Annotated in this window: 15 protein-coding genes; 6 read left to right on the top strand and 9 right to left on the bottom strand. The window is 74.5% G+C overall.

Going from position 1 to position 18773, the window contains the following annotated elements:
• Positions 1-100 precede the first annotated feature (100 nt).
• Both nadE and ACFQ6N_RS25550 read right to left on the bottom strand, forming a co-directional pair.
• Complete coding sequence (gene nadE, locus ACFQ6N_RS25555) at positions 101-940, bottom strand: ammonia-dependent NAD(+) synthetase (protein WP_380653356.1); 840 nt, start codon at positions 938-940, stop codon at positions 101-103.
• The gene (locus ACFQ6N_RS25550) at positions 937-1899 is read right to left on the bottom strand and encodes an SMP-30/gluconolactonase/LRE family protein (protein ID WP_380653454.1); all 963 of its coding nucleotides are present in this window, start codon (positions 1897-1899) and stop codon (positions 937-939) included. The genes nadE and ACFQ6N_RS25550 overlap by 4 nt, the downstream gene beginning before the upstream one ends.
• Before the next feature lie 76 nt (positions 1900-1975).
• On the opposite strand from ACFQ6N_RS25550, the gene ACFQ6N_RS25545 reads away from it, so the two are divergent.
• Positions 1976-2425 carry an Lrp/AsnC family transcriptional regulator gene (locus ACFQ6N_RS25545; protein WP_380653353.1) on the top strand — a complete coding sequence of 150 codons (450 nt, stop codon included), beginning with the start codon at positions 1976-1978 and terminating at the stop codon, positions 2423-2425.
• Between the two features lie 33 nt (positions 2426-2458).
• Here ACFQ6N_RS25545 and ftsH read toward each other — a convergent pair whose 3' ends face one another.
• The 6 genes from ftsH to ACFQ6N_RS25515 form a co-directional block, all read right to left on the bottom strand.
• Positions 2459-4636 (bottom strand): ATP-dependent zinc metalloprotease FtsH, encoded by a 2178-nt coding sequence (gene ftsH, locus ACFQ6N_RS25540; RefSeq protein WP_380653351.1) that lies wholly within the window; start codon positions 4634-4636, stop codon positions 2459-2461.
• Positions 4637-4797: 161 nt separating this feature from the next.
• A complete protein-coding gene (locus ACFQ6N_RS25535; RefSeq protein ID WP_380653451.1) occupies positions 4798-5451 on the bottom strand; it encodes a disulfide bond formation protein DsbA in 654 nt (217 codons plus the stop codon).
• A gap of 204 nt (positions 5452-5655) precedes the next feature.
• Entirely contained in the window at positions 5656-7266 is a 1611-nt protein-coding gene (locus ACFQ6N_RS25530; protein ID WP_380653348.1) for an alpha/beta hydrolase, read from the bottom strand.
• 429 nt (positions 7267-7695) lie between these two features.
• Positions 7696-8406: a DUF6461 domain-containing protein gene (locus ACFQ6N_RS25525; RefSeq protein ID WP_380653346.1), complete on the bottom strand. Its 711-nt coding sequence runs from the start codon at positions 8404-8406 to the stop codon at positions 7696-7698.
• 281 nt (positions 8407-8687) lie between these two features.
• Complete coding sequence (locus ACFQ6N_RS25520) at positions 8688-9932, bottom strand: glycosyltransferase (protein WP_380653343.1); 1245 nt, start codon at positions 9930-9932, stop codon at positions 8688-8690.
• A gap of 261 nt (positions 9933-10193) precedes the next feature.
• On the bottom strand, positions 10194-11708 hold the full coding sequence (locus tag ACFQ6N_RS25515; RefSeq protein ID WP_380653340.1) for a purine-cytosine permease family protein: 1515 nt from the start codon (positions 11706-11708) through the stop codon (positions 10194-10196).
• Between the two features lie 71 nt (positions 11709-11779).
• Here ACFQ6N_RS25515 and ACFQ6N_RS25510 point away from each other — a divergent pair, with 71 nt between their 5' ends.
• From ACFQ6N_RS25510 to ACFQ6N_RS25495, 4 genes are all read left to right on the top strand, one after another.
• Complete coding sequence (locus ACFQ6N_RS25510) at positions 11780-12526, top strand: TetR/AcrR family transcriptional regulator (protein WP_380653337.1); 747 nt, start codon at positions 11780-11782, stop codon at positions 12524-12526.
• A 47-nt stretch (positions 12527-12573) separates the two neighbouring features.
• Positions 12574-14196, top strand: coding sequence for an amidohydrolase (locus tag ACFQ6N_RS25505; protein WP_380653335.1), 1623 nt, complete (start codon positions 12574-12576; stop codon positions 14194-14196).
• Between the two features lie 193 nt (positions 14197-14389).
• Positions 14390-15751: an erythromycin esterase family protein gene (locus ACFQ6N_RS25500; RefSeq protein ID WP_380653332.1), complete on the top strand. Its 1362-nt coding sequence runs from the start codon at positions 14390-14392 to the stop codon at positions 15749-15751.
• A gap of 89 nt (positions 15752-15840) precedes the next feature.
• On the top strand, positions 15841-16755 hold the full coding sequence (locus tag ACFQ6N_RS25495; RefSeq protein ID WP_380653329.1) for an immunity 49 family protein: 915 nt from the start codon (positions 15841-15843) through the stop codon (positions 16753-16755).
• A gap of 46 nt (positions 16756-16801) precedes the next feature.
• On the opposite strand, the gene ACFQ6N_RS25490 is transcribed toward ACFQ6N_RS25495, so the two are convergent.
• Complete coding sequence (locus ACFQ6N_RS25490; RefSeq protein WP_380653326.1) at positions 16802-18040, bottom strand: amidohydrolase; 1239 nt, start codon at positions 18038-18040, stop codon at positions 16802-16804.
• A 101-nt stretch (positions 18041-18141) separates the two neighbouring features.
• Here ACFQ6N_RS25490 and ACFQ6N_RS25485 point away from each other — a divergent pair, with 101 nt between their 5' ends.
• On the top strand, positions 18142-18633 hold the full coding sequence (locus ACFQ6N_RS25485; RefSeq protein ID WP_380653323.1) for an HPP family protein: 492 nt from the start codon (positions 18142-18144) through the stop codon (positions 18631-18633).
• Positions 18634-18773: the final 140 nt, after the last annotated feature.

The raw sequence follows: 18773 nt of genomic DNA, 5'->3' as shown, positions 1-18773 counted from the left end.
CTCCCGCCATGCCCGTTCCCCTCTCCCCTGTTTCCGGCCCGTCCGGCCCGCCGTTCCCGCCCTGCTCGCGCCGTGCTCGCGGCGCGCTGGTGCCGGTCGGTCAGGCCGGGTCCGGGGTGGCCGGCAGGGCGCGCTTGTGCGCGGTGCGGCGGTAGTGGCCGAGGACGGTGGCGAAGACCTCGTCGTCGACGGGCCGGCCCTCCAGGAAGTCGTCCAGCGCGTCGTAGGTCACGCCGAGGGCGTCCTCGTCGGGGCGGCCGGGGGCGAGGTCTTCCAGGTCGGCGGTCGGGGTCTTCTTGACCAGTTCGGCCGGTGCGCCCAACGCTTCGGCGATGGACCGCACCTGACGCTTCGTCAGGCCGGAGAGCGGCATCACGTCGGCCGCCCCGTCGCCGTACTTGGTGAAGAAGCCGACGGCCGCCTCCGCGGCGTGGTCGGTCCCGACGACCAGCCCGCCGTTGGCGCCCGCCGCCGCGTACTGGACGACCATCCGCTGCCGGGCCTTGACGTTGCCGCGGACGAAGTCCTCGTGGGCGCGGTCGGTGAAGGCCAGTCCGGCCGCCAGCAGCGCGTCCAGGGCCGCGTCGGTCGCGGGCTTGACGTCGACGGTCAGCAGTTCGTCCGGCTCGATGAAGGCGACGGCCCGCCGGGCGTCGTCCTCGTCCGCCTGCACCCCGTACGGCAGCCGCATCGCGCAGAACGCCGCCTGGTACCCCTCGGCGCGCAGCCGGTCCACGGCGAGCCGGCAGAGCCGCCCGGCGGTGGTGGAGTCCACGCCGCCGCTGATGCCGAGCACCAGGGTGCGGGCGCCCGCGGCCCGGACCTGCCCGGCCAGGAACGCCACCCGGCGCTCGGCCTCCGGCAGCGGGTCGGGGACGGGCGCGACCCCGAGGGCGCGGGCGATCTCCCGCTGGAGGTCGGCGGTCAGGGGCTCGGTCATTCCGACTCCTCGGGTTGGACGCGGTACGGGGCGGCGCTCCCCTCGGCGGGGGCGACGCGGTGCGGGCCCGTCATCGTCGTCACCAGCGAGTACAGCGAGGTGGTGGCGGTGATGAAGAGACGGTTGTTCTTCGGGCCGCCGAAGGTGAGGTTCGAGACGGGTTCGGGGACGAGGATACGGCCGATGAGGGTGCCGTCGGGCGCGTAGCAGTGGACGCCGTCGCCGAAGGCCGCCGCCCAGAGCCGGCCGTCGAGGTCGAAGCGGATGTTGTCGAAGCGGCAGCCGACGCCCCGGACGAAGACCCGGTCGCCGGTGAGGGCGCCGTCGTCCCGGACGTCGAAGACCCGGATGTGCCCGGCCCGGCTGTCGTTGACGTAGAGCTGACGCTCGTCGAGCGAGAACACGAGCCCGTTGGGCCCTTCGAAGCCCTCGGCGGCGAGCCGGACCTCTCCGCTGCCCGGGTCGATCCGGTAGACGTTGCGGGCGCCGATCTCGGACTCGGCGCGGTGGCCCTCGTAGTCGCTGGTGATGCCGAAGTCCGGGTCGGAGAACCAGATCGCGCCGTCGGAGCGGACGACCGCGTCGTTGGGCGAGTTGAGCCGCCGGCCCCGGTAGCGGTCGGCGAGGACGGTGATCCGGCCGTCGTGCTCGGTGCGGGTGACCCGGCGGTTGCCCTGCTCGCAGCTGATCAGCCGGCCTTCGCGGTCGAGGGTGTTGCCGTTGGGGTGCCCGGCCGGGGAGCGGAAGACGCCGACCTCGCCGGTGGCCTCGTCCCAGCGCAGCAGGCGGTCGTTGGGGATGTCGCTCCAGATCACCTGGCGCCAGGCGGGCAGGTAGAGCGGGCCCTCGGCCCAGCGGCAGTCGCCGTAGAGCTTCTCCAGCCGGATGTCGCCGTTGGCGCAGCGGCGGAACCGCTCATCCAGGATCTCGTACAGCCCGTGCTCGATAGAGCCAGACATCATTCACCTCGTGTCGCCATTGACCGAATGTGGTTCCGACGACCTGGAGTATGCCAGAACGCGGTATGGTCCGACCATGGCCAGCGATCACCTCGACGACACCGACCGCGCCCTGCTCGCCCTGCTCCAGGAGGACGCCGGGCAGGCGTACGCGGCACTGGGCAGGGCCGTGGGGCTCTCCACGGCGGCCGCGCACGAGCGGGTGCGCAAACTGCGCGAGCGCGGCGTCGTGCGCCGCACCACGGTGGAGGTCGACCCGAGGAGCCTCGGGCTCGGGGTGCTCTCCTTCGTGATGGTGGAGTCCTCGGCCTGGATGGGGGACTCCGCGCAGGCGTTCGCCGCGATCCCGGAGATCGAGGAGGCGCACGTCATCGCGGGCAGCGCCTCGGTCCTGGTCAAGGTGCGGACGGCGACCACCGAGCAGCTCCAGGACGTACTGCGGCGGCTCTACGCGATCGAGGGCGTCAGCGGGACGCAGGCGACCGTCGTCCTGGAGACCTTCTTCGACCGACCGCCCGCGCCGTAGCCCCGGGGCCGTCGCACCCCTGCCCGGCGCGGGTCACGGGCCGGGCCCGCGCACCTCCGGCCCCGCGTCCGTCCCGCCGTCCGGCGTACTGTCCGACCCGCCGTCCGGCCCGCCGTCCGCCCGGGTGTCCGCGCCGGCCCCCGGCTTGGCCAGGGAGACCGGGTGCCCGGCCGCCTCCGGGCGCTTCAGGATGTCGAGGACCAGGCGGCCGTCCACGGTCTCCTGGGCGACGAGCAGGTCCGCCAGCGCGTCCAGGTGGTGCCGGTGCGCGGTCAGCAGGCCGACGGCCCGCTGCTCGGCCCGGCGCAGCAGGCCCGCGACCGCCTCGTCCACGGCGCGCTGGGTCTGCTCGGAGTACGGGCGGCGCAGCAGGTCCTCGGGGCTGTCGCCGAGGTAGTGGGGGCTGCCGCTGGAGTAACCGACCGGGCCGATCTCCGGGGAGAGGCCGAACTCGCGGACCATCCTGGTGGCGACCGAGGTGGCGTTGGCGAGGTCGTTGGCGGCGCCCGTGGAGCCTTCGCCGAACACCACCAGCTCGGCAGCCCGCCCGCCGAGTTGCACGGTCAGCAGGTCGGTCAGGTAGCTCTCGCTGTACAGATGCCGTTCGGCCTCGGGCAGTTGCTCGGTGGCACCGAGGGAGACGCCGGCCGGGAGGATGGTCACCTTGGCCACCGGGTCGGCGTGCTCGCACAGCGCGGCCATCAGCGCGTGCCCGGACTCGTGCACGGCGACGGCGTGCCGCTCGTCGGGCAGCAGCGCGTTGGAGGACTCCCGGCGGCCGAGCAGCACCCGGTCACGGGCGGTGTCGAGGTCGTCGGCGGTGAGGGTGGCGCGCTCGGCGCGGACGGCGTTGATGGCGGCCTCGTTGACGAGGTTGGCGAGGTCGGCACCGGAGAAGCCGGGGGTGCCGCGGGCGATCCGGTCCAGGTCGGCGTCCGGGGCGAGGGTCTTGCCCCGGGTGTGCACGGCGAGGATGGCGGCCCGTTCGGCCTGGTTGGGCAGCGGCACGGTGACCTGGCGGTCGAAGCGGCCGGGGCGCAGCAGCGCCGGGTCGAGGGCGTCCGGCCGGTTGGTGGCGGCGATGACGACGATGCCGGTGCTCTGGTCGAAGCCGTCCATCTCGGCGAGCAGCTGGTTCAAGGTCTGCTCGCGTTCGTCGTTGCCGCCGAGGCGGGTGCCGCCCGCCCGGCGGCCGCCGACGGCGTCGATCTCGTCGATGAAGACGATGGACGGCGCGCGTTTGCGGGCCTCGTCGAAGAGGTCGCGCACCCGGGAGGCGCCGACGCCGACGAACATCTCCACGAACCCGGAGCCGGTCACGGACAGGAACGGCACCTCGGCCTCCCCCGCGACGGCCCGGGCCAGCAGGGTCTTGCCGGTGCCCGGCGGCCCCACCATGATCACCCCGCGCGGCCCCTTGGCCCCGGCGGCGGCGTAGCGCTCCGGGCTGCGCAGGAAGTCGACCACCTCGCTGACCTCCTGCTTCACCCCCTCGTACCCCGCGACGTCGGCGAACCGGGTGGCCGGCCGCTCGGCTTCGATGATCTTGGCCCGGGAGCGGCCGATGGCGCTCAGCCCGCCGCCCAGCGAGCGGGCGGCCATCCGGCCCGACCAGAGGAACAGCCCGCCGAAGAGCAGCAGCGGCAGGAACAGCAGCAGCGTGGACCAGATCGAACTGCCACTGCTCGCGCGGCTGCCGGTCACCGTCACGTGCTGGTCGCCGAGCGCCCGGCTGAGCTGGGAGGTGTCCAGGGCGGTGGGGATCTGGCTGGTGAAGTGGGTGCCGTCCTTGAGCGTGCCGCTCACCCCGCCGGTGTCGCTGACGTCCACCGTCTGCACCTGGCCGGCGTCGACCCGGTTCAGGAAGTCGGTGTAGCCGTAGCGGGTCCCGGGCGTGCCGGGGTTGGCGAACAGCACCACCAGGAGCAGCGTGACCAGGACGGCCACGGGCAGCAGCCAGCGGCGCCACGAGGGCGGCGGGGGCGGGGGCGGGCCCCCGGGGCCGGCCCGCCGTCCGGGGCCCTGGCCGGAGCCGGGCCCCTGGCCGGAGCCCCTGCCCGGCCCCTGGCCGAGGCCCCAGCGCGGGCCCGGGCCGGAGTTCGACCCCCGGACCCGGTCCCGGCCGGGCTCCGGGCCGGGTGTCCGGCCCTCGTCGGAGCCCGAGGGCGTCGTGGGGTGACGAGCAACCCGCAGCCGGATTCGTACGATCATCCACGCTCACCGCCTCTCGGGGGCACCGAGCCTCCGTCTCCATGGTCGGACGCCCGGCGCCCGGACGGGAGCCCGGAGGGCCGACGGTGGAGCCGGATGACGCCGGCGGCGGGGCCGGAGAGGCCGGCCGTGGAGGGCGGACCTGCCTCAGCGGACGTGCCTCAGGAGAAGTCGAGCGAGCCCGTCCGGGTCCGCTTGAGCTCGAAGAAGTTCGGGTACCCGGCCAGCAGCCGGACGCCCTCGAAGACCCGTACGGCGTCCTCGCCGCGCGGTATCGCGCTCAGCACCGGCCCGAAGAACGCGACGCCGTCCACGTGGATGGTCGGCGTGCCGACCTCCTCCCCGACCGGGTCCATGCCCTCGTGGTGGCTCTTGCGCAGGGCGATGTCGTACTCGGTGCTGTTCGCCGCGTCGGCCAGTTCCTCCGGCAGGCCGGCCGCGACCAGGGCCTCGCGGATGACGGCGTCGTCGGCCGCCCGGTCCTGGTCGTGCAGGCGGGTGCCGAGCTCGGTGTACAGGTCGCGCAGCACGTGCCGGCCGTGCTTCTCGGCGGCGGCGATGCAGACCCGGACGGGGCCCCAGCCGGTGGTCATCAGGCGCTGGTAGCGCTCGGGCAGGTCGGTGCGGCCCTCGTTGAGGACGGACAGGCTCATCACCCGGAAGGTCAGGTCCAGCTCGCGGTGGCGCTCGACCTCCAGGATCCAGCGGGAGGTGATCCAGGCGAACGGGCAGACGGGGTCGAAGTAGAAGTCGACCTTGGTGGGCTTGGTCGGGTGCGCGGTCGGCAGGTGGGTCGCGGTGCCGGTCTCGGTCACGGTGCTGGTCTCGCTGTTCGCCTCGGTGTTCGTCACGTCGACGAGCCTAACGGGCCAAGTGGACCGCCCAACAGAGCCAATCACCATGACTTTTGTTGGGCCACTTCACCTGTCGCGCCGTAACCCGGAGGCCGCCCTGGGGGGTACCCAGAGGCCGCCCAGGGGGCCGCCTGGGGGCGGGTCACCCGGGGCCGCCGCCCGCGCTCAGCCGCACGTCGTCCCGTCCGCCGGCACCGTGCCGTCCAGCAGGTAGGCGTCCACGGTCTGCTTCAGGCAGGGGTTGCCGGTGTTGTACCCGCCGTGCCCCTCGCCCCGCAGCGTGACGGTGACACCGACGCCCGCGCCGAGCTGCTGCGCCATCGCACGGGCACCCTCGACCGGGGTGGCCGGATCGCCGGTGGTGCCCACCACCAGGATCGGGGCGGCTCCCGCCGCGGCGACCTCCGGGTGGTCGGCCTTGCCCGGGACGGGCCAGCCGGTGCAGCCGGTCAGCCCCCAGGCGGTGAAGTCGCCGAACACCGGCGAGGCGGCGCGGAACTGCGGCAGCTGCGCCTCGACGTCCTGGTCGGAGTACCGCTGCCGGGCGTCCACGCAGCTGATCGCCCGGTTCGCCGCGTTCAGGTTGCTGTAGTGCCCCTGCGCGTCGCGCCCGTTCAGCCCGTCGGCGAGCTGGAGCAGCGTGTTGCCGGTGCCCTGCCGCATCGCCTCGGTGAGCCCGCCGGCGAGCACGGGCCAGGTCTCCTGGCTGTACAGGGCCCCCGCGATGCCGGTCACGGCCTGGGTCGCGGTGAGCTGCCGCCCGTCCGCGGCGGGCAGCGGCGACTGCTCCAGCTTCTGGACCAGCGCGACGATCTTCGCGGTGCCCTCGTCGCCGCCGGCGCCGGTCGGGCAGGAGGTGCCGACCTGGGTCGCGCAGGCCTTCATGAAGTCGCCGAGGGCGAGTTGGAAGCCCTGGGCCTGGCCGAGCGCGGACTGCTGCGGGTCCTTCGTCGGGTCGACCACCGAGTCCAGCACGAGCCTGCCGACCTCCTGCGGGAACAGGTGCGCGTAGACGCCGCCGAGCTGGGTGCCGTAGCTGATCCCGAAGTAGGACAGCTTGCGGTCGCCCAGCACCTGCCGCATCAGGTCCATGTCCCGCGCGGCGCTCTCGGTGTCCACGTACGGCAGGACGGCGCCGGAGTTGTGCTCGCAGGCGGCGACGTACCGGGCGTTGCTGTCGTCCAGGGCCTTCACCGCGGCCGGGTTGCCGGGGGTGCTGTCGACGGTCGCGCTGTCGTCCGTCGCCTTGTCGTCCAGGCACGTCACCCCGTCACTGGCGCCGACCCCGCGCGGGTCGAAACTCACCAGGTCGTAGCGGGTGTTGAGGGAGGCGTAGGTCGAGGCGAGGGCGGGCAGGGTGGCCACGCCGGAGGCGCCGGGGCCGCCGAAGTTGAAGAGCAGGGAGCCGATCCGGTGCTGCTCGTCCTTGGCCCGGCTGCGGATCAGCGCGAGGTCGATCGTCCGGCCGTCCGGCTTGCCGTGGTCCAGCGGGGCCTTGAGGGTGGCGCACTGCCAGTCGGCGGCGGGAGCGGTGCCGCTGCCCTGGGCGGCGCTCGGGGCGGCGCAGGCGTGCCAGTCCAGCTTCTGGGCGGCCGCTCCGGTGGCCGCGCCGGGCGACCCGGTGGACGAGGTGGCCCCGGCGGCGGACGACCCGGTGGACGGGGACGTCGGCGCGGGCTCGACCGCGGACGAACCGCCGCCCTGGCAGCCGGTGGCGGCGGTGAGCAGCAGGGCGGTCAGGCCGAGCGCTCCGGCGCCGCGGACGACGGTGTGCATGGGGGTGGTCCACCTCTCGGGTCGGCCGGTCACCCCGGCGCGCGGCGCGACGGCGTACGCCCGGCGCGCGGCTCGCGGACGGCGGCGCAGTCGACGCACCTCAGACCCTAGGGGCCGGGCAGCGCCGATGCCCGCCGGGAACCTCCGGACGGGGGGCGTGCGCCGCGCGGACTGCCACCGGCCGACCGGGTGAGGGAGCCGCCGCCACAGCCGCTCGTCCACCCCTGCCGATCGGCAGGGCCTCACCGGGATCTGCGGCCGCCGAACCTCCCGATCGGCACATGTGCGCAGGACCCGCCTCCCGCGAGGATGACGGTCATCGGGGCCCCGCCGGTGGGCCCGGGAAGGAGCCCGGCCATGGCTGAGAGGTCTCTCGCCTCCACGTCGTCCACCACTGCGCTCAACGCCGCTGCCGGGGGCGCCCGTTCCTCACCGGGGCGCCATCCCCGGTGTACCGCGCACCGCGTACGCCGGCAGGCGCAGGCCCCCGAGGGCGGCCCGGGGCAGGCTCAGCCCGAAGCGCCGCTCGACGGCGCCGAGGGAGCGGCGGCGGGCGGCCTCGCCGTCCGCGCCGCCGGGGCCGCAGGGGGTGACGCCGTCCGACTCCAACACGCTCGCGGCGACCAGGTCCGGTACCAGCAGGTCCGGCTCCTGGCCCCAGCGCCAGCGCTCCTCACCGAGGCCGAAGCCGCACAGCACGGCGCCGTCGCGGGCGTAGTCGAGCAGTGCGGGCGGCTGCTCCGGCATCGGACGGAAGTGCACCACCTCGACGCCGTCGCGCGCTATCTCGGTGAGCAGTTCGCCGCCGGTGGAGTCGCCGTACTCGATCGCGAACGACCAGCCGCCGCACTCGCCGACCCGGATCACACCGTCACCGTCGTCGCTCGGGCGGTAGACCTCGATGTCCAGGTCCCGGATCTCGGTGCCGCTGATCGGCTCGGTCCCGGCAGCCGGGTCGGCGCCCATCCGGCGGGCGAGTTCCTCGGGCGGGATCCCCCGGGCGAACACCACCCCGCCGGGCTCACCGTCGGAGTCGTACCCGCTCGTTCCCGGCTTGCCGGTGCCCTGTCGGCCGACCGTCGCCAGCCACTGGATACCGTCGCCGCCCCTCCCCGTACCCGTGCGCGTGCCGTCGGTCATGCCGCCCTCCCTAGCGCCGGCCTGCGATGGCCGGGCGCACCGGTGGGCACCCTAACGGACAGCGCCGACGGCCGGAGCCCGGTCGCCGGAACGCTGCCGGAACGGGCGCCCGCACAGGCTGACACGCACCCCGGCCGACCGAACGGAGGATGATCGAGAGGAGGAACTCGCCTGGCGCAAGCTGCCGTTCACACGACGCCGCAGGTTCAGCATGGTTCCGCGTGGTTCGGCGGACGACGCTGCTTCCACCCGGCTCACGCGGTTCGCACGGCTCGCAGGGTTCACACGCTCCCGGGGTGCCTGTCCCGGCCGGCGGCGGCCACCGTCTCGAACAGCAGCTTCGCGGCCACCTCCGCCCCGTCGGCGCGGATCGTCCCGGCCACGGCCCTCGCCCGCTCACGGGTCTCGGGTGCCAGGGCCGTGGTGAGCGCGGCGGTCAGGGTGCCGACGGTCGGCGTGGGGTCCGAGTGGGCTGCTCCGATGCCCAGTTCGGCCACGCGGGCGGCCCAGTACGGCTGGTCGGCGATCCGGGGGACGACCACCTGGGGTGCCCCGGCCAGGGCGGCCGCCGTCGTGGTGCCCGCGCCGCCGTGGTGGACGACGGCGGCCACCCGCCGGAACAGCGCCTGCTGGTTGACCTCGCCGACGGAGTGGCAGTCGTCGCGGTCGTCGATCGGGGCCAGGCCTGCCCAGCCTCGGGCGAGGACCACCCGGCGGCCGGCTGCCCGGGCCGCTTCGACCGCCACCCGGGCGATGCCCTCCGGGGCGTACGCGGCCATGCTGCCGAAGCCCACGTACACCGGCGGTTCACCGGCCGCCAGGAACGCCTCCAGGTCGGCCGGCAGCGGGCGGTCGTCGGGCAGGATCCACGCCCCGGTCTGCACCGGGTCGAGGTCCGTCATGCCCTGCGACGGGCACAGCACCGGGTCCGCCGCCAGCCACGGGCGGGCGGTCAGGACGTGGTCGCGGACGCTGTCCACCGGCGGCAGGCCGATCGCGGCCCGGTGGCGGTTGAGTGCCTCGCGGTACAACCCGTTCACCCGCTGGGCGTCCTGTTTCCACAGCACCCGGGGGTCGGTCTCGTCCTGCGGGGAGGGCGTGCCCGGCCGCGCGCCCGGGCGGAAGCGCCGCGACGGCAATCCGAGGAGGTGGAAGCACGCCAGCACATAGGGGATGCCGAGCTTCTCGGCCACGTCACGCGCACCGGCCGGCATCAGGCCGGTCGCGACCACCGCGTCACAGCCCTCGGCCGCGGCGGTGAGCGTGTCGAACCGCGCGGCCACCAGTTCGGGGGCCAGCCGGAACGCGTCCTGCGCCGTCGGCGGCTTCGGGCCGGAGACGATCGAGCGCACCGTCGGGCCGAGCGGCACCAGGGGTACGCCGACCCTCGCCAGCAGGGTCCTGAACTCCTCGTCCGGCGGCGCGCACACCCGCACGTCGGCGCCCAGCCCCAGCAGTGCCGCCGCCAGTGCGGCGAGCGGCTCGACATCCCCGCGCGATCCCCACGTCGTCATCAACACACGCATTTCACGACTCCCGTTTCCGCAGGTCATGGCCGTTCGACCATCGATTCTGCGGGACGACCGGGGCCTTGCCGCAAGCCCCGGGGTGGGATATAGCTTGGAAGTGGCAAGGAGTGCGTTCTCCTTGCCGTTTCCTTTTTCCCTCCCCGGACGCCCGGGGCCCGGCCACACGCCCGGCCCCACCCGCAGGACCCACCCCCGGAGCCCCGCCCCCTGGGACCCCGGGGCCCGGCTCCTCACCCTCGGCACCTCACCCACGGCACCTCACCCGCGGCGGCGCATCAGCAGCGCGTACACGGTCCCCGCCACGACGATGCCCACCGGCAGGGCCAGGTCCACGCCCGCCAGCGCGGCCAGCGGGCCGGTGTAGAGGGTGTCGACGCCGAGGGCGGCGCCGGTCACGCCGGCGGCGAGGGCGACGGCACCGGCCGGGTTGACGCCGGCGCGGTACCAGAACGGGCTTCCGGGGGTCTCGTCACCGAGGGCGCGGCCGTCGTAGCGGTTGCGGCGCAGCAGGATGTCGGTGGCGTAGATGGCGGTGCTGGGGCCCAGGAGGACGACGGTCAGCTGGAGGACGTTGCTGACGGTGTCGAGGAAGTTGGAGACGAGCAGCGCGTACAGCGTCAGCGAGACGGCGACCGCGCCGTCCACCAGCACGCTCAGGGTGCGGCGGATCCGGATGCCGACGGCCTGGAGGGCGAGCCCGGCGCTGTAGGCGGTGAGGGCGTTGACGGCGATGGTGCCGACGACGAGGGAGAGCAGGAAGACGGGGTTGAACCAGCCGGGCAGGATCTGCTGCAGGGTGGCCTGGGGGTCGGTCATGTCGACGGCGGTGGCGCCGAGGACGCCGAGTCCGCCCACCGCGACGCTGGGCAGGAAGCCGCCGAGGGCCGTCCAGCCGAGGACCGCGCGGGGGGAGCTGGTCGCGGGCAGGTAGCGGGAGAAGTCGGCGCTGGTGGTGTAGGAGAGCGGGCCGGAGGCGATCAGGGTGAGTCCGGCCAGGACGGCCGCCCACAGTTCGCCGCCGGCGAGCGGCCGGGCCTGGGTCCAGCCGAAGTCGGCGTGGCGGACGATCGCGTACCCGACGACGGCGAAGGCGGCGGCGAGCACGAGGGTCATCGGCAGGTAGAGCCGGAGGATCACGGCGTGGCCGTACACGCTGATGGTGAGGGTGAGCACGACGATCGCGATCACGATGGCGATCTTGATCGGGGTGGTGGGGGTGATCCCGATCCGCTCGACGAGCGAGAAGGCGGCGACGGCGGCTGCGGCGAGGTTGAGCGCGAAGTAGCAGACGGAGATCATCCAGCCGGTGACCGCGTTGTTGACGCGGTTGCCGCGGACGCCGTACATCGCGCGGGTGATGACCTCGCTGGGCGCGCCGGCCGCCGGTCCGGAGACCGCGAGCAGGCCGGTGCCGAGCCAGAAGAGGTTGCCGGCGACGACCACGGCGAACGCCTGCCAGAGGCTGAGTCCGGTGAGGACGAGGGCGCCGCCGACCACCAGGTTGAGGTAGTTGACGCTGGCCGCCGCCCAGACGGGGAAGAGCTCGCGGGCGCGGCCGCGCCGTTCGGTCTCGGGGATGTGGTCGATGCCGTGGACCTCGACCCGCCCGTTCCGTTCCTGCCGGGGCGGGGCCGGGTGCGGCGAGGGGTCCGGTGGCCCGTCGGGGTGGTCCGGGGAACCGCCCGTACGGTCCGGGGAACCGCCGGTGCGGTCCGCCGGTCCGTCTGCGTGGCCTGGGGATCTGTGGGGGTGATCCGGGAGCGTGGACGCCATTGGGGGCCCTCCGTGGGGGTGTCGTGGCCACCTGCTTGCTTATTGGTCGCACACTCAATAGCATCCGGCACATGACGTCAAGCGTTCAGCGCAAACGGGTTCGCAAATCCCCCGCCGACCGGCGGGCGGAGATCGTCGGGGCCTCGGCCGAGGTCGCCCTCACCGAGGGCCTGGAGTGCATCACCCTGCGCCGGATCGCCGAGCAGCTCGACGTCCGGCCGGGGCTGATCAGCCACTACTTCCCCGCCGTGGAGGACCTCGTCGCCGAGGCCTTCGGCAGCGCCGCCACCGCCGAACTGGAGACGCTGCTGCCCGCCGACCCGCCCGACGGGTCCCCGCTCAAGCACCTCGCCCGCTTCTTCGCCCGCACCACCGGCCCGGCCTACGACGACATGAGCAGGCTCTGGCTCAACGCCCGCCACCTCAGCCGCTACCGACCGGTCCTGCGCGAGCGCGTGCTCGACCAGGAGAAGGACTGGCGCGGGCGGCTCAGCGGCGTCATCGCCTCCGGCGTCGAGCAGGGCGAACTCCGCACGGCTGACCCGGTGCTGACGGCGATTCGGATCCTGGTCGTGATCGACGGCCTGGCCTCCCACGCCAACACCGGCCTGGGCAACCACCCGTCCGCCGTCACCCGGCTCGCCGCCGCCACCGCCGAGCGCGAACTGGGCCTGGCCGACGGCACCCTGGCCACCGCCGAAGGCACCGAGGAAGCGCCCGACGAAGCCCCCGCCGTCCCGGCCGAAGCACCCACCGCACCTCCCGCGGACCCCGAGCCCGCCACCGACCCCGAGTCCCCCACGGCCGACCGGACCTGACCCCCCGACCCCCGACTCCCCCACCCCGCACCACCCCTGGAGCCGAAGTGCGCACCTCCCTCGTCCTCCTCTCCGCCCGCCTGCTCGACCCCGCCTCCGGCGGCTTCCTCCCGCAGACGGCGCTCGCCGTCGTGGACGGCCGGATCGCCGCCCTCGGCGACGACCGCACGATCCGCGAACTCGCCGACCCCGCGACCACGGTGATCGACCTCAAGGGCGCCGTGGTCACCCCCGGCCTGGTCGACGGCCACCTGCACCCGGTCACCGGCGCCGAGCTGACCCACGGCCTGGACCTCTCCCGCTGCGCCGACCTGGACGACGTCCGCGCCGCCCTCGCCGCCGAGGTCCGCCGCCTCACCTCCGGCGCCTGGCTGCACGCCTGGGGCCTGGACCCGAACGTCTTCGGCGACCGCCCGGTGGAGTCCGCCGCGCTCGCACCCGTCCTGGACGGCGTCCCGGCGCTGCTCCAGCTCTTCGACGCCCACTCCATGCTCGCCAGCCCGCGCGCCCTGGAACTGGCCGGCGTGGACGGCCCGCGCACCTTCGACCAGGCCGCCGAGGTCGTCTGCGACGCCGCCGGCCGCCCCACCGGCCTGCTGCTGGAGGACGCCGCCTGCGAGCTGGTCGAGCGCGCGGCCCCGCGGCCCACCCGCGCCCAGCGCCGAGAGCGCCTGGCCACCGCGCTGCGCGCCATGGCCGCCACCGGCCTCACCGGCGGTCACGCGATGGACGCCAACGGCGACAGCCTGGACCTCTACGCCGAGTTGGACGAGGCCGGCGACCTGCCGCTGCGCCTGCGGGTCGCCCCCTGGTGCCAGCCCGGGGTGGACGCGGAGGGCCTGCGCGCGCTGATCGACCGGCAGGCCCTGGGCGGGCGGCTCTGGCGGGTGGACGGCGTCAAGCTGTTCATGGACGGCACGATCGACAACGGCACCGCCTGGCTGGAGCGCCCGGACTGCCACGGCGAGTCCACCCACGCCTTCTGGCCCGACCCCGCGCACTACACCCACGTCATCGGGGAGCTGCACCGGGCCGGAGTGCCGACCGCCACCCATGCGATCGGCGACGCCGCCGTCCGGCACGCGCTCGACTCGATCGAGAAGGCCTCGGCCGGGGAGCCGTCCCCCGTCCGGCACCGGATCGAGCACATCGAGACCGTCCCGGACGCCGTCGTACGGCGCTTCGCCGAGCTGGGTGTGACCGCCTCCATGCAGCCGACCCACTGCTGCGACTTCACCCGGGCCGACCACACCGACAACTGGTCCCGCCGCCTCGGCGAGGAACGGGCCGACCGGGCCTGGCGCTGCCGCGACCTGTGGGACGCGGGCGCCACCGTCGTGCTCGGCTCGGACTGGCCGATCGCCCCGTACCCGCCGCTGGGCGTCATGGCGGGCGCCCGCCACCGCCGCCCCACCCGCGACCTCGACCGCCCCCCGCACAACCCCGGCCAGGCCCTCACCGCGCTGGAAGCGCTGCGGGCGATGACCGTCAACGCCGCCCACGCGGCCGGGGAGGAGGAATTCGCGGGCCGGATCGCGGTCGGCCACCGCGCGGACCTCACCGCGCTGGCCGCCGACCCGCTGGGCACCCCGGCCACCGAGCTGGCGGACCTCCCCGTCCTGCTCACCGTCCTGGACGGGCAGCCCACCCACCGGGCCGACGCCCTCTGACGCCCGCCCGACGACGGCCCTGACCCCCCGCCCCCGAACGGGGAGTCAGGGCCGGTGCGGGGGATATCCCCCGCCACGGATCGGCGGTATCCCCCAGCGCGCCGGAGCCCCCCGGTGGCAGACGATTCGTCTACCGGCCTTTCTCGCCGGTCAACGCATCGCCCCAGCCCACCGAACCAAGGAGCAGTCCGGCATGACCGTACGCAGCACCCGCATCGGCCGACAATCCCTGATGGCCGCCACCGCGGCCCTCGCGGCCACCGCCCTGCTCGCCCCGGCGGCGGTCGCGGACCAACCGGCACAGGGCCAGGCCGACCGTCGGATCCCCCGCGTGGTCGCCGAACTCGACGCCGCCGCCCATCCGTTGCGCTCCACCGAGCCCGGCGGCCGGGACTCCGACCTCCGGGCGCTGGACACGATGATCGGCGACGCCACGGTGGTGGGTCTCGGCGAGGCCACCCACGGCACCCACGAGTTCTTCACCATGAAGCAGCGGGTGCTGCGCCACCTCGTCGAGCAGAAGGGCTTCACCGCCTTCGCACTGGAGACCAGTTGGTCGTCGGGCCTGCGCATCGACGACTACGTCCAGGGCCGCACCGGCGGCGACGCCCGACGGCTCGTCAAGGAGACGATGAGCGGATCCCCTTGGGAGCGGCAGGAGTTCGCCGACCTGATCGAGTGGATCCGCTCGTACAACCGCGAACACCCGCAGCGCACGGTGCACTTCGTCGGCGACGACCTGGACTTCCCCGCGGTCGGTGACCCGCTGTTCGACCGGGTCACCGACTACGTCCGGGGCGCGGCGCCCGGGTCGCTGCCCCGCCTGGAGCAGTCGTACGCCGCCCTGCGCCCGCTCGACGACGCCATCGCGTACGTGACCGGGACCCCGCTCGCCGAGCGCCTGAGCAAGGCCGCGCTGGCGCAGCAGACGCTGGAGCTGGTCACCGCGGCCACCGGCAGCGGCGGCGAGGCGTACGAGTGGGCGCTGCAGAACGCCCGGAGCATCGCCCAGACCTTCGCCTTCGCCGCCGTGAACCTCGACGACCCGGCCGACCTGGCCGCGAAGCAGACCCTCCGCGACCGGGCGATGACCGACAACGTCCTGTGGTGGCAGCGGCACACCGGCGCCAAGCTGCTGCTCTCCGCCCACAACGGCCACGTCGGGTACAAGTCCAGCGACCCCGTGCTGTACCCCAGGACCCAGGGCTCCTACCTGCGCGACGCCCTGGGCCCGGGCTACCTCGCCATCGGCTTCACCTTCGACCGCGGCTCCTTCCTCACCAAGGACACCCCGTTCGCGGCCGAGTGGAAGACGGTGACCGTCCCGCCGGCCACCGCCGACATGAACGAGTACACCCTCGACCGGGTCCGGTACCGGGACTACTACGTCGACCTGCGCTCCGTCCCGCCGACCGCCCGCGGCTGGCTGGACACGGAGCACCCGACCTACGACGCCGGCACGATCTTCCCGAACCCGCTGCCGCGCCTGGCGATCGGCCCGGCCTACGACGTGCTGGTCCACCTCCACGAGACCACCGCGGCCCACCGCCTCTGAGGATTGTCAGTACCCGCTGCTAGCGTGCCGTTCCGTCAGCGCAGGATCGCGGAACGACCGGCCGCGCCACCGACGGGGAGACAGCAGCGATGGTGGAAGTGACGTGTCACACGGTGGTCCGCCAAGGGATCCGGGACGCCTCGGTGGACGTACGCGGCCGGGCCCTCGGCCACTGGTACGACATCGAGGACGGCCTGACCATCGAGTCCGTCCGGGCGATGGGTGAGGGCCTGCTCGACCACGTCGGCGCCCTCACCCTGGAGGACCGCGCCCTCACCGGCGCCGACGCCCGCAGCGCCCTGGGCACGGCGGCCGAGTGCGCCCTCGGCGTGCTCCAGCTCGGCTGCTTCCCCCGGGGCGACTTCGACGTCCCCTTCCCCTACATCGGCGAGACGCTGGACAGCGAGGAGATCCGCTTCGGCCACACCGTGGACTTCGCGCCGACGGCCGCCACCTGGGTGGAGGCCTTCGCGATGTGCCTGATCGGCGGCATGCTCCCGGACCGTCGGCGCATGCTCGGCCCGCTGCTCACGAGGGATTACGCGCCCTCGGTCCGCGACGGCCTGCCGTGGTCGGACCGGACGTCGGTCTCCGCGCCCACCGCCCTCGCCGAGATGGACGCGCTCTGCCACTACCTCCACGTCGTGGAGACGGAGCGTTCGCCCTGGGTCGCCCCCGGCCCCACCCCGCTGCGCAAGCCGGACGCCGACGAACGCGCGGCCGCCGCCCGGGCGCTGGACACCGCGGGCGAGGCGTGGCAGCCCGGGCTGAGCCCGGACCAGCGGGTGCTGCGGGTCCTGCTGGACGACGACCGGGCCGCCTTCGAGGAGGCGCTCGCCGCCCGTCTCACCCTGCACCGCGACAGCACGCCGGCGGCGGCCCCGCCCCGCACCCTGCTCCCGGTCGTCCCGATCGCCCTCGCCGCGCTCGCCGTCCAGGCGCACGGCTGGGAGCTGGGCATAACCTCCGGCTACCTCCCGGCGACGCTGGTCACCGCGGGCTGACCCACCCCGGGCCGACGCCGACCGACGCCGGCTCACACCTCGGCGGTCAGCCCGTGAACCGACCGTCCCGGGCGACGACCCGGCCCGCGCGGACCACCAGATCGCGCGCCGGCAGGTCGACCACGACCTGCGGCAGGCACTCGCCCGTCACCAGCATGAAGTCGGCGGGCGAGCCCGGTCGCAGGGTGACCGGCGGCAGGTCCAGCAGGTCGGCTCCGCCGTCGGCCGCCAGGGCGAAACAGTCGGCGAGCTGCTCATCGGTGCGGGCGTCCGTCGTCCAGCCGAGCAGGTGGGCGCGGTGCAGCATGTCGGCGTTGCCGAACGGGCTCCACGAGTCGCGCACCCCGTCCGAGCCGAGCCCGACCCGCACCCCGTGCGCCCGCAACTCGCGGAACGGCAGCACCTGGTGGGCCGAGGGCGCGACGGTGGTGAGCCCGACGCCGGACTCGGCCAGCTCGACGGCGAGATCCACGAGCGGGGCGCCGACCAGCTCGGGCACGCAGAAGGCGTGGCTGACCACCACCCGCCCGGCCAGTCCGGCCGCCCGGGTCCGCGCGGCGATGTCGCGCAGCGGGCCGAGGCCGCGCTCGCCCCTGTCGTGCAGGTGGATGTCGAGGCGCAGCCCGTACTGCTCGGCGAGCCCGAACAGCAGGTCCAGCTGAGCGGGCCCTTCGGCGTCCGCCGTGGCGCTGTCGAAGCCCGCCGGGTCGATCCCGCCGACGGCGTCGACCAGCCCGCTCGCCGCCGCCTCGGCGAGCAGCGCGCCGGCGCCGGGCGTCCGCCGGACCCCGTGCTGGGGGAAGGCCACCAGCTGGACGTCCAGTACGCCGGCCAGCCGCTCGCGCACCTCGGCGAGCCCGGTCACTCCGGCCAGACCGTACGCGGGGGCCACGTCCACATGGGCCCGCACCGCACGGGTGCCGCGTGTCACGGCGTGGGCCAGCAGCCGGTGGGCCCGTTCGGCGAGCGGGGTGCGCTGCTGCCCGTAGAGGTCGACGTCGCCCTGCACGTACTCGGGCAGTGAGCCGGCCGGACGCCGGCTGTGCCAGGGCTCGCCCCAGGCGGTCTTGTCCGGGTGGATGTGCGCGTCGACCAGGGTCGGCAGCGCGATCCGCCCGGCGCCCTCGACCACCTCTGGTACCGCCCCGACCGGCATCCGCTCGGCCAGCAGTCCGTCCACGGAGACCAGGTCGACGGCCTGGGCCGCACCGTAGGGCCGGACGTCACGGAAGACGGTCACGGACGGCGCCGTCACGGACGTCGTGCTGCCGGACAGTGCGTTCACAAAAGGTCCTACCTTTCCGCCCACAGAAAACGTCCTACCTTTCGTTCAACGGTCTGTTTATCATCTTTTGGTCCCCCGCCCCCCACCCGGAGCACTCACGCATGCCCACGCCACCACCCGCCGCCTCACCCCGACCGCATTCGCTGCACGCGCTCCGGACCACCGTCTTCGCCATCGGCGCCCTCCTCCTGCTCGTCGCGGTCGGCGTGCTGCTCCACCAGCCGCTGCTGATCCCCCCGGTGGCGGCCAGCGCGGCACTGGTGCACGGCGCACCCGGACTGCCGATCTCGCAGCCGCGCAACCTGGTCGGCGGCCAGCTGATGTCGGCGCTGATCGGCTACGCCACCCTCGCCGTCACCGGCAGCACCGCCTGGGGCGCGGCCATCGCCGCCGGGCTCTCGATGGGCGCGATGCTGCTCACCCACCTCTCGCACTCCCCCGCCGTGGCCACCACCGTCATCGTGGTCCTCCAGGCACCGCACCCGGTGCCCTTCCTCCCCCTGCTCGTCCTGTCCGCCGGGCTCCTGGTCGCCATCGGCCTGCTGCCGGGCCGGATAGGCGGCCACCCGGTCCGGTACCCGCTCTCCTGGTGACCGCGGCCCCCGCGCCGCCGGCGGCCACACCTCCACCCTCCCCGTGACCGCCGACGGGCCGGGACTCCGATCCCAAGAAACCGGCCGCCCCCCATACCCCCCCCCCCGCCCCCCCACCCGCCCCCCCCACCGGGCGCCCC

It is taken from the genome of Kitasatospora sp. NPDC056446, from assembly GCF_042796115.1.
GTDB lineage: Bacteria > Actinomycetota > Actinomycetes > Streptomycetales > Streptomycetaceae > Kitasatospora.
Note: the sequence above shows the minus strand (reverse complement) of the source record. Positions and strands in the feature narration are given on the sequence as shown.

What these genes read in the sequence shown, in the direction of transcription:
- ACFQ6N_RS25500 (WP_380653332.1), top strand. Translation starts at nt 14,390, where the DNA reads ATGACCGTACGCAGCACCCGCATCGGCCGACAATCCCTGATGGCCGCC.
- ACFQ6N_RS25510 (WP_380653337.1), top strand. Translation starts at nt 11,780, where the DNA reads ATGACGTCAAGCGTTCAGCGCAAACGGGTTCGCAAATCCCCCGCCGAC.
- ACFQ6N_RS25525 (WP_380653346.1), bottom strand. Translation starts at nt 8,406, where the DNA reads ATGACCGACGGCACGCGCACGGGTACGGGGAGGGGCGGCGACGGTATC.
- ACFQ6N_RS25495 (WP_380653329.1), top strand. Translation starts at nt 15,841, where the DNA reads ATGGTGGAAGTGACGTGTCACACGGTGGTCCGCCAAGGGATCCGGGAC.
- ACFQ6N_RS25515 (WP_380653340.1), bottom strand. Translation starts at nt 11,708, where the DNA reads ATGGCGTCCACGCTCCCGGATCACCCCCACAGATCCCCAGGCCACGCA.
- ftsH (WP_380653351.1), bottom strand. Translation starts at nt 4,636, where the DNA reads ATGATCGTACGAATCCGGCTGCGGGTTGCTCGTCACCCCACGACGCCC.
- nadE (WP_380653356.1), bottom strand. Translation starts at nt 940, where the DNA reads ATGACCGAGCCCCTGACCGCCGACCTCCAGCGGGAGATCGCCCGCGCC.
- ACFQ6N_RS25520 (WP_380653343.1), bottom strand. Translation starts at nt 9,932, where the DNA reads ATGCGTGTGTTGATGACGACGTGGGGATCGCGCGGGGATGTCGAGCCG.
- ACFQ6N_RS25550 (WP_380653454.1), bottom strand. Translation starts at nt 1,899, where the DNA reads ATGTCTGGCTCTATCGAGCACGGGCTGTACGAGATCCTGGATGAGCGG.
- ACFQ6N_RS25485 (WP_380653323.1), top strand. Translation starts at nt 18,142, where the DNA reads ATGCCCACGCCACCACCCGCCGCCTCACCCCGACCGCATTCGCTGCAC.
- ACFQ6N_RS25530 (WP_380653348.1), bottom strand. Translation starts at nt 7,266, where the DNA reads ATGCACACCGTCGTCCGCGGCGCCGGAGCGCTCGGCCTGACCGCCCTG.
- ACFQ6N_RS25545 (WP_380653353.1), top strand. Translation starts at nt 1,976, where the DNA reads ATGGCCAGCGATCACCTCGACGACACCGACCGCGCCCTGCTCGCCCTG.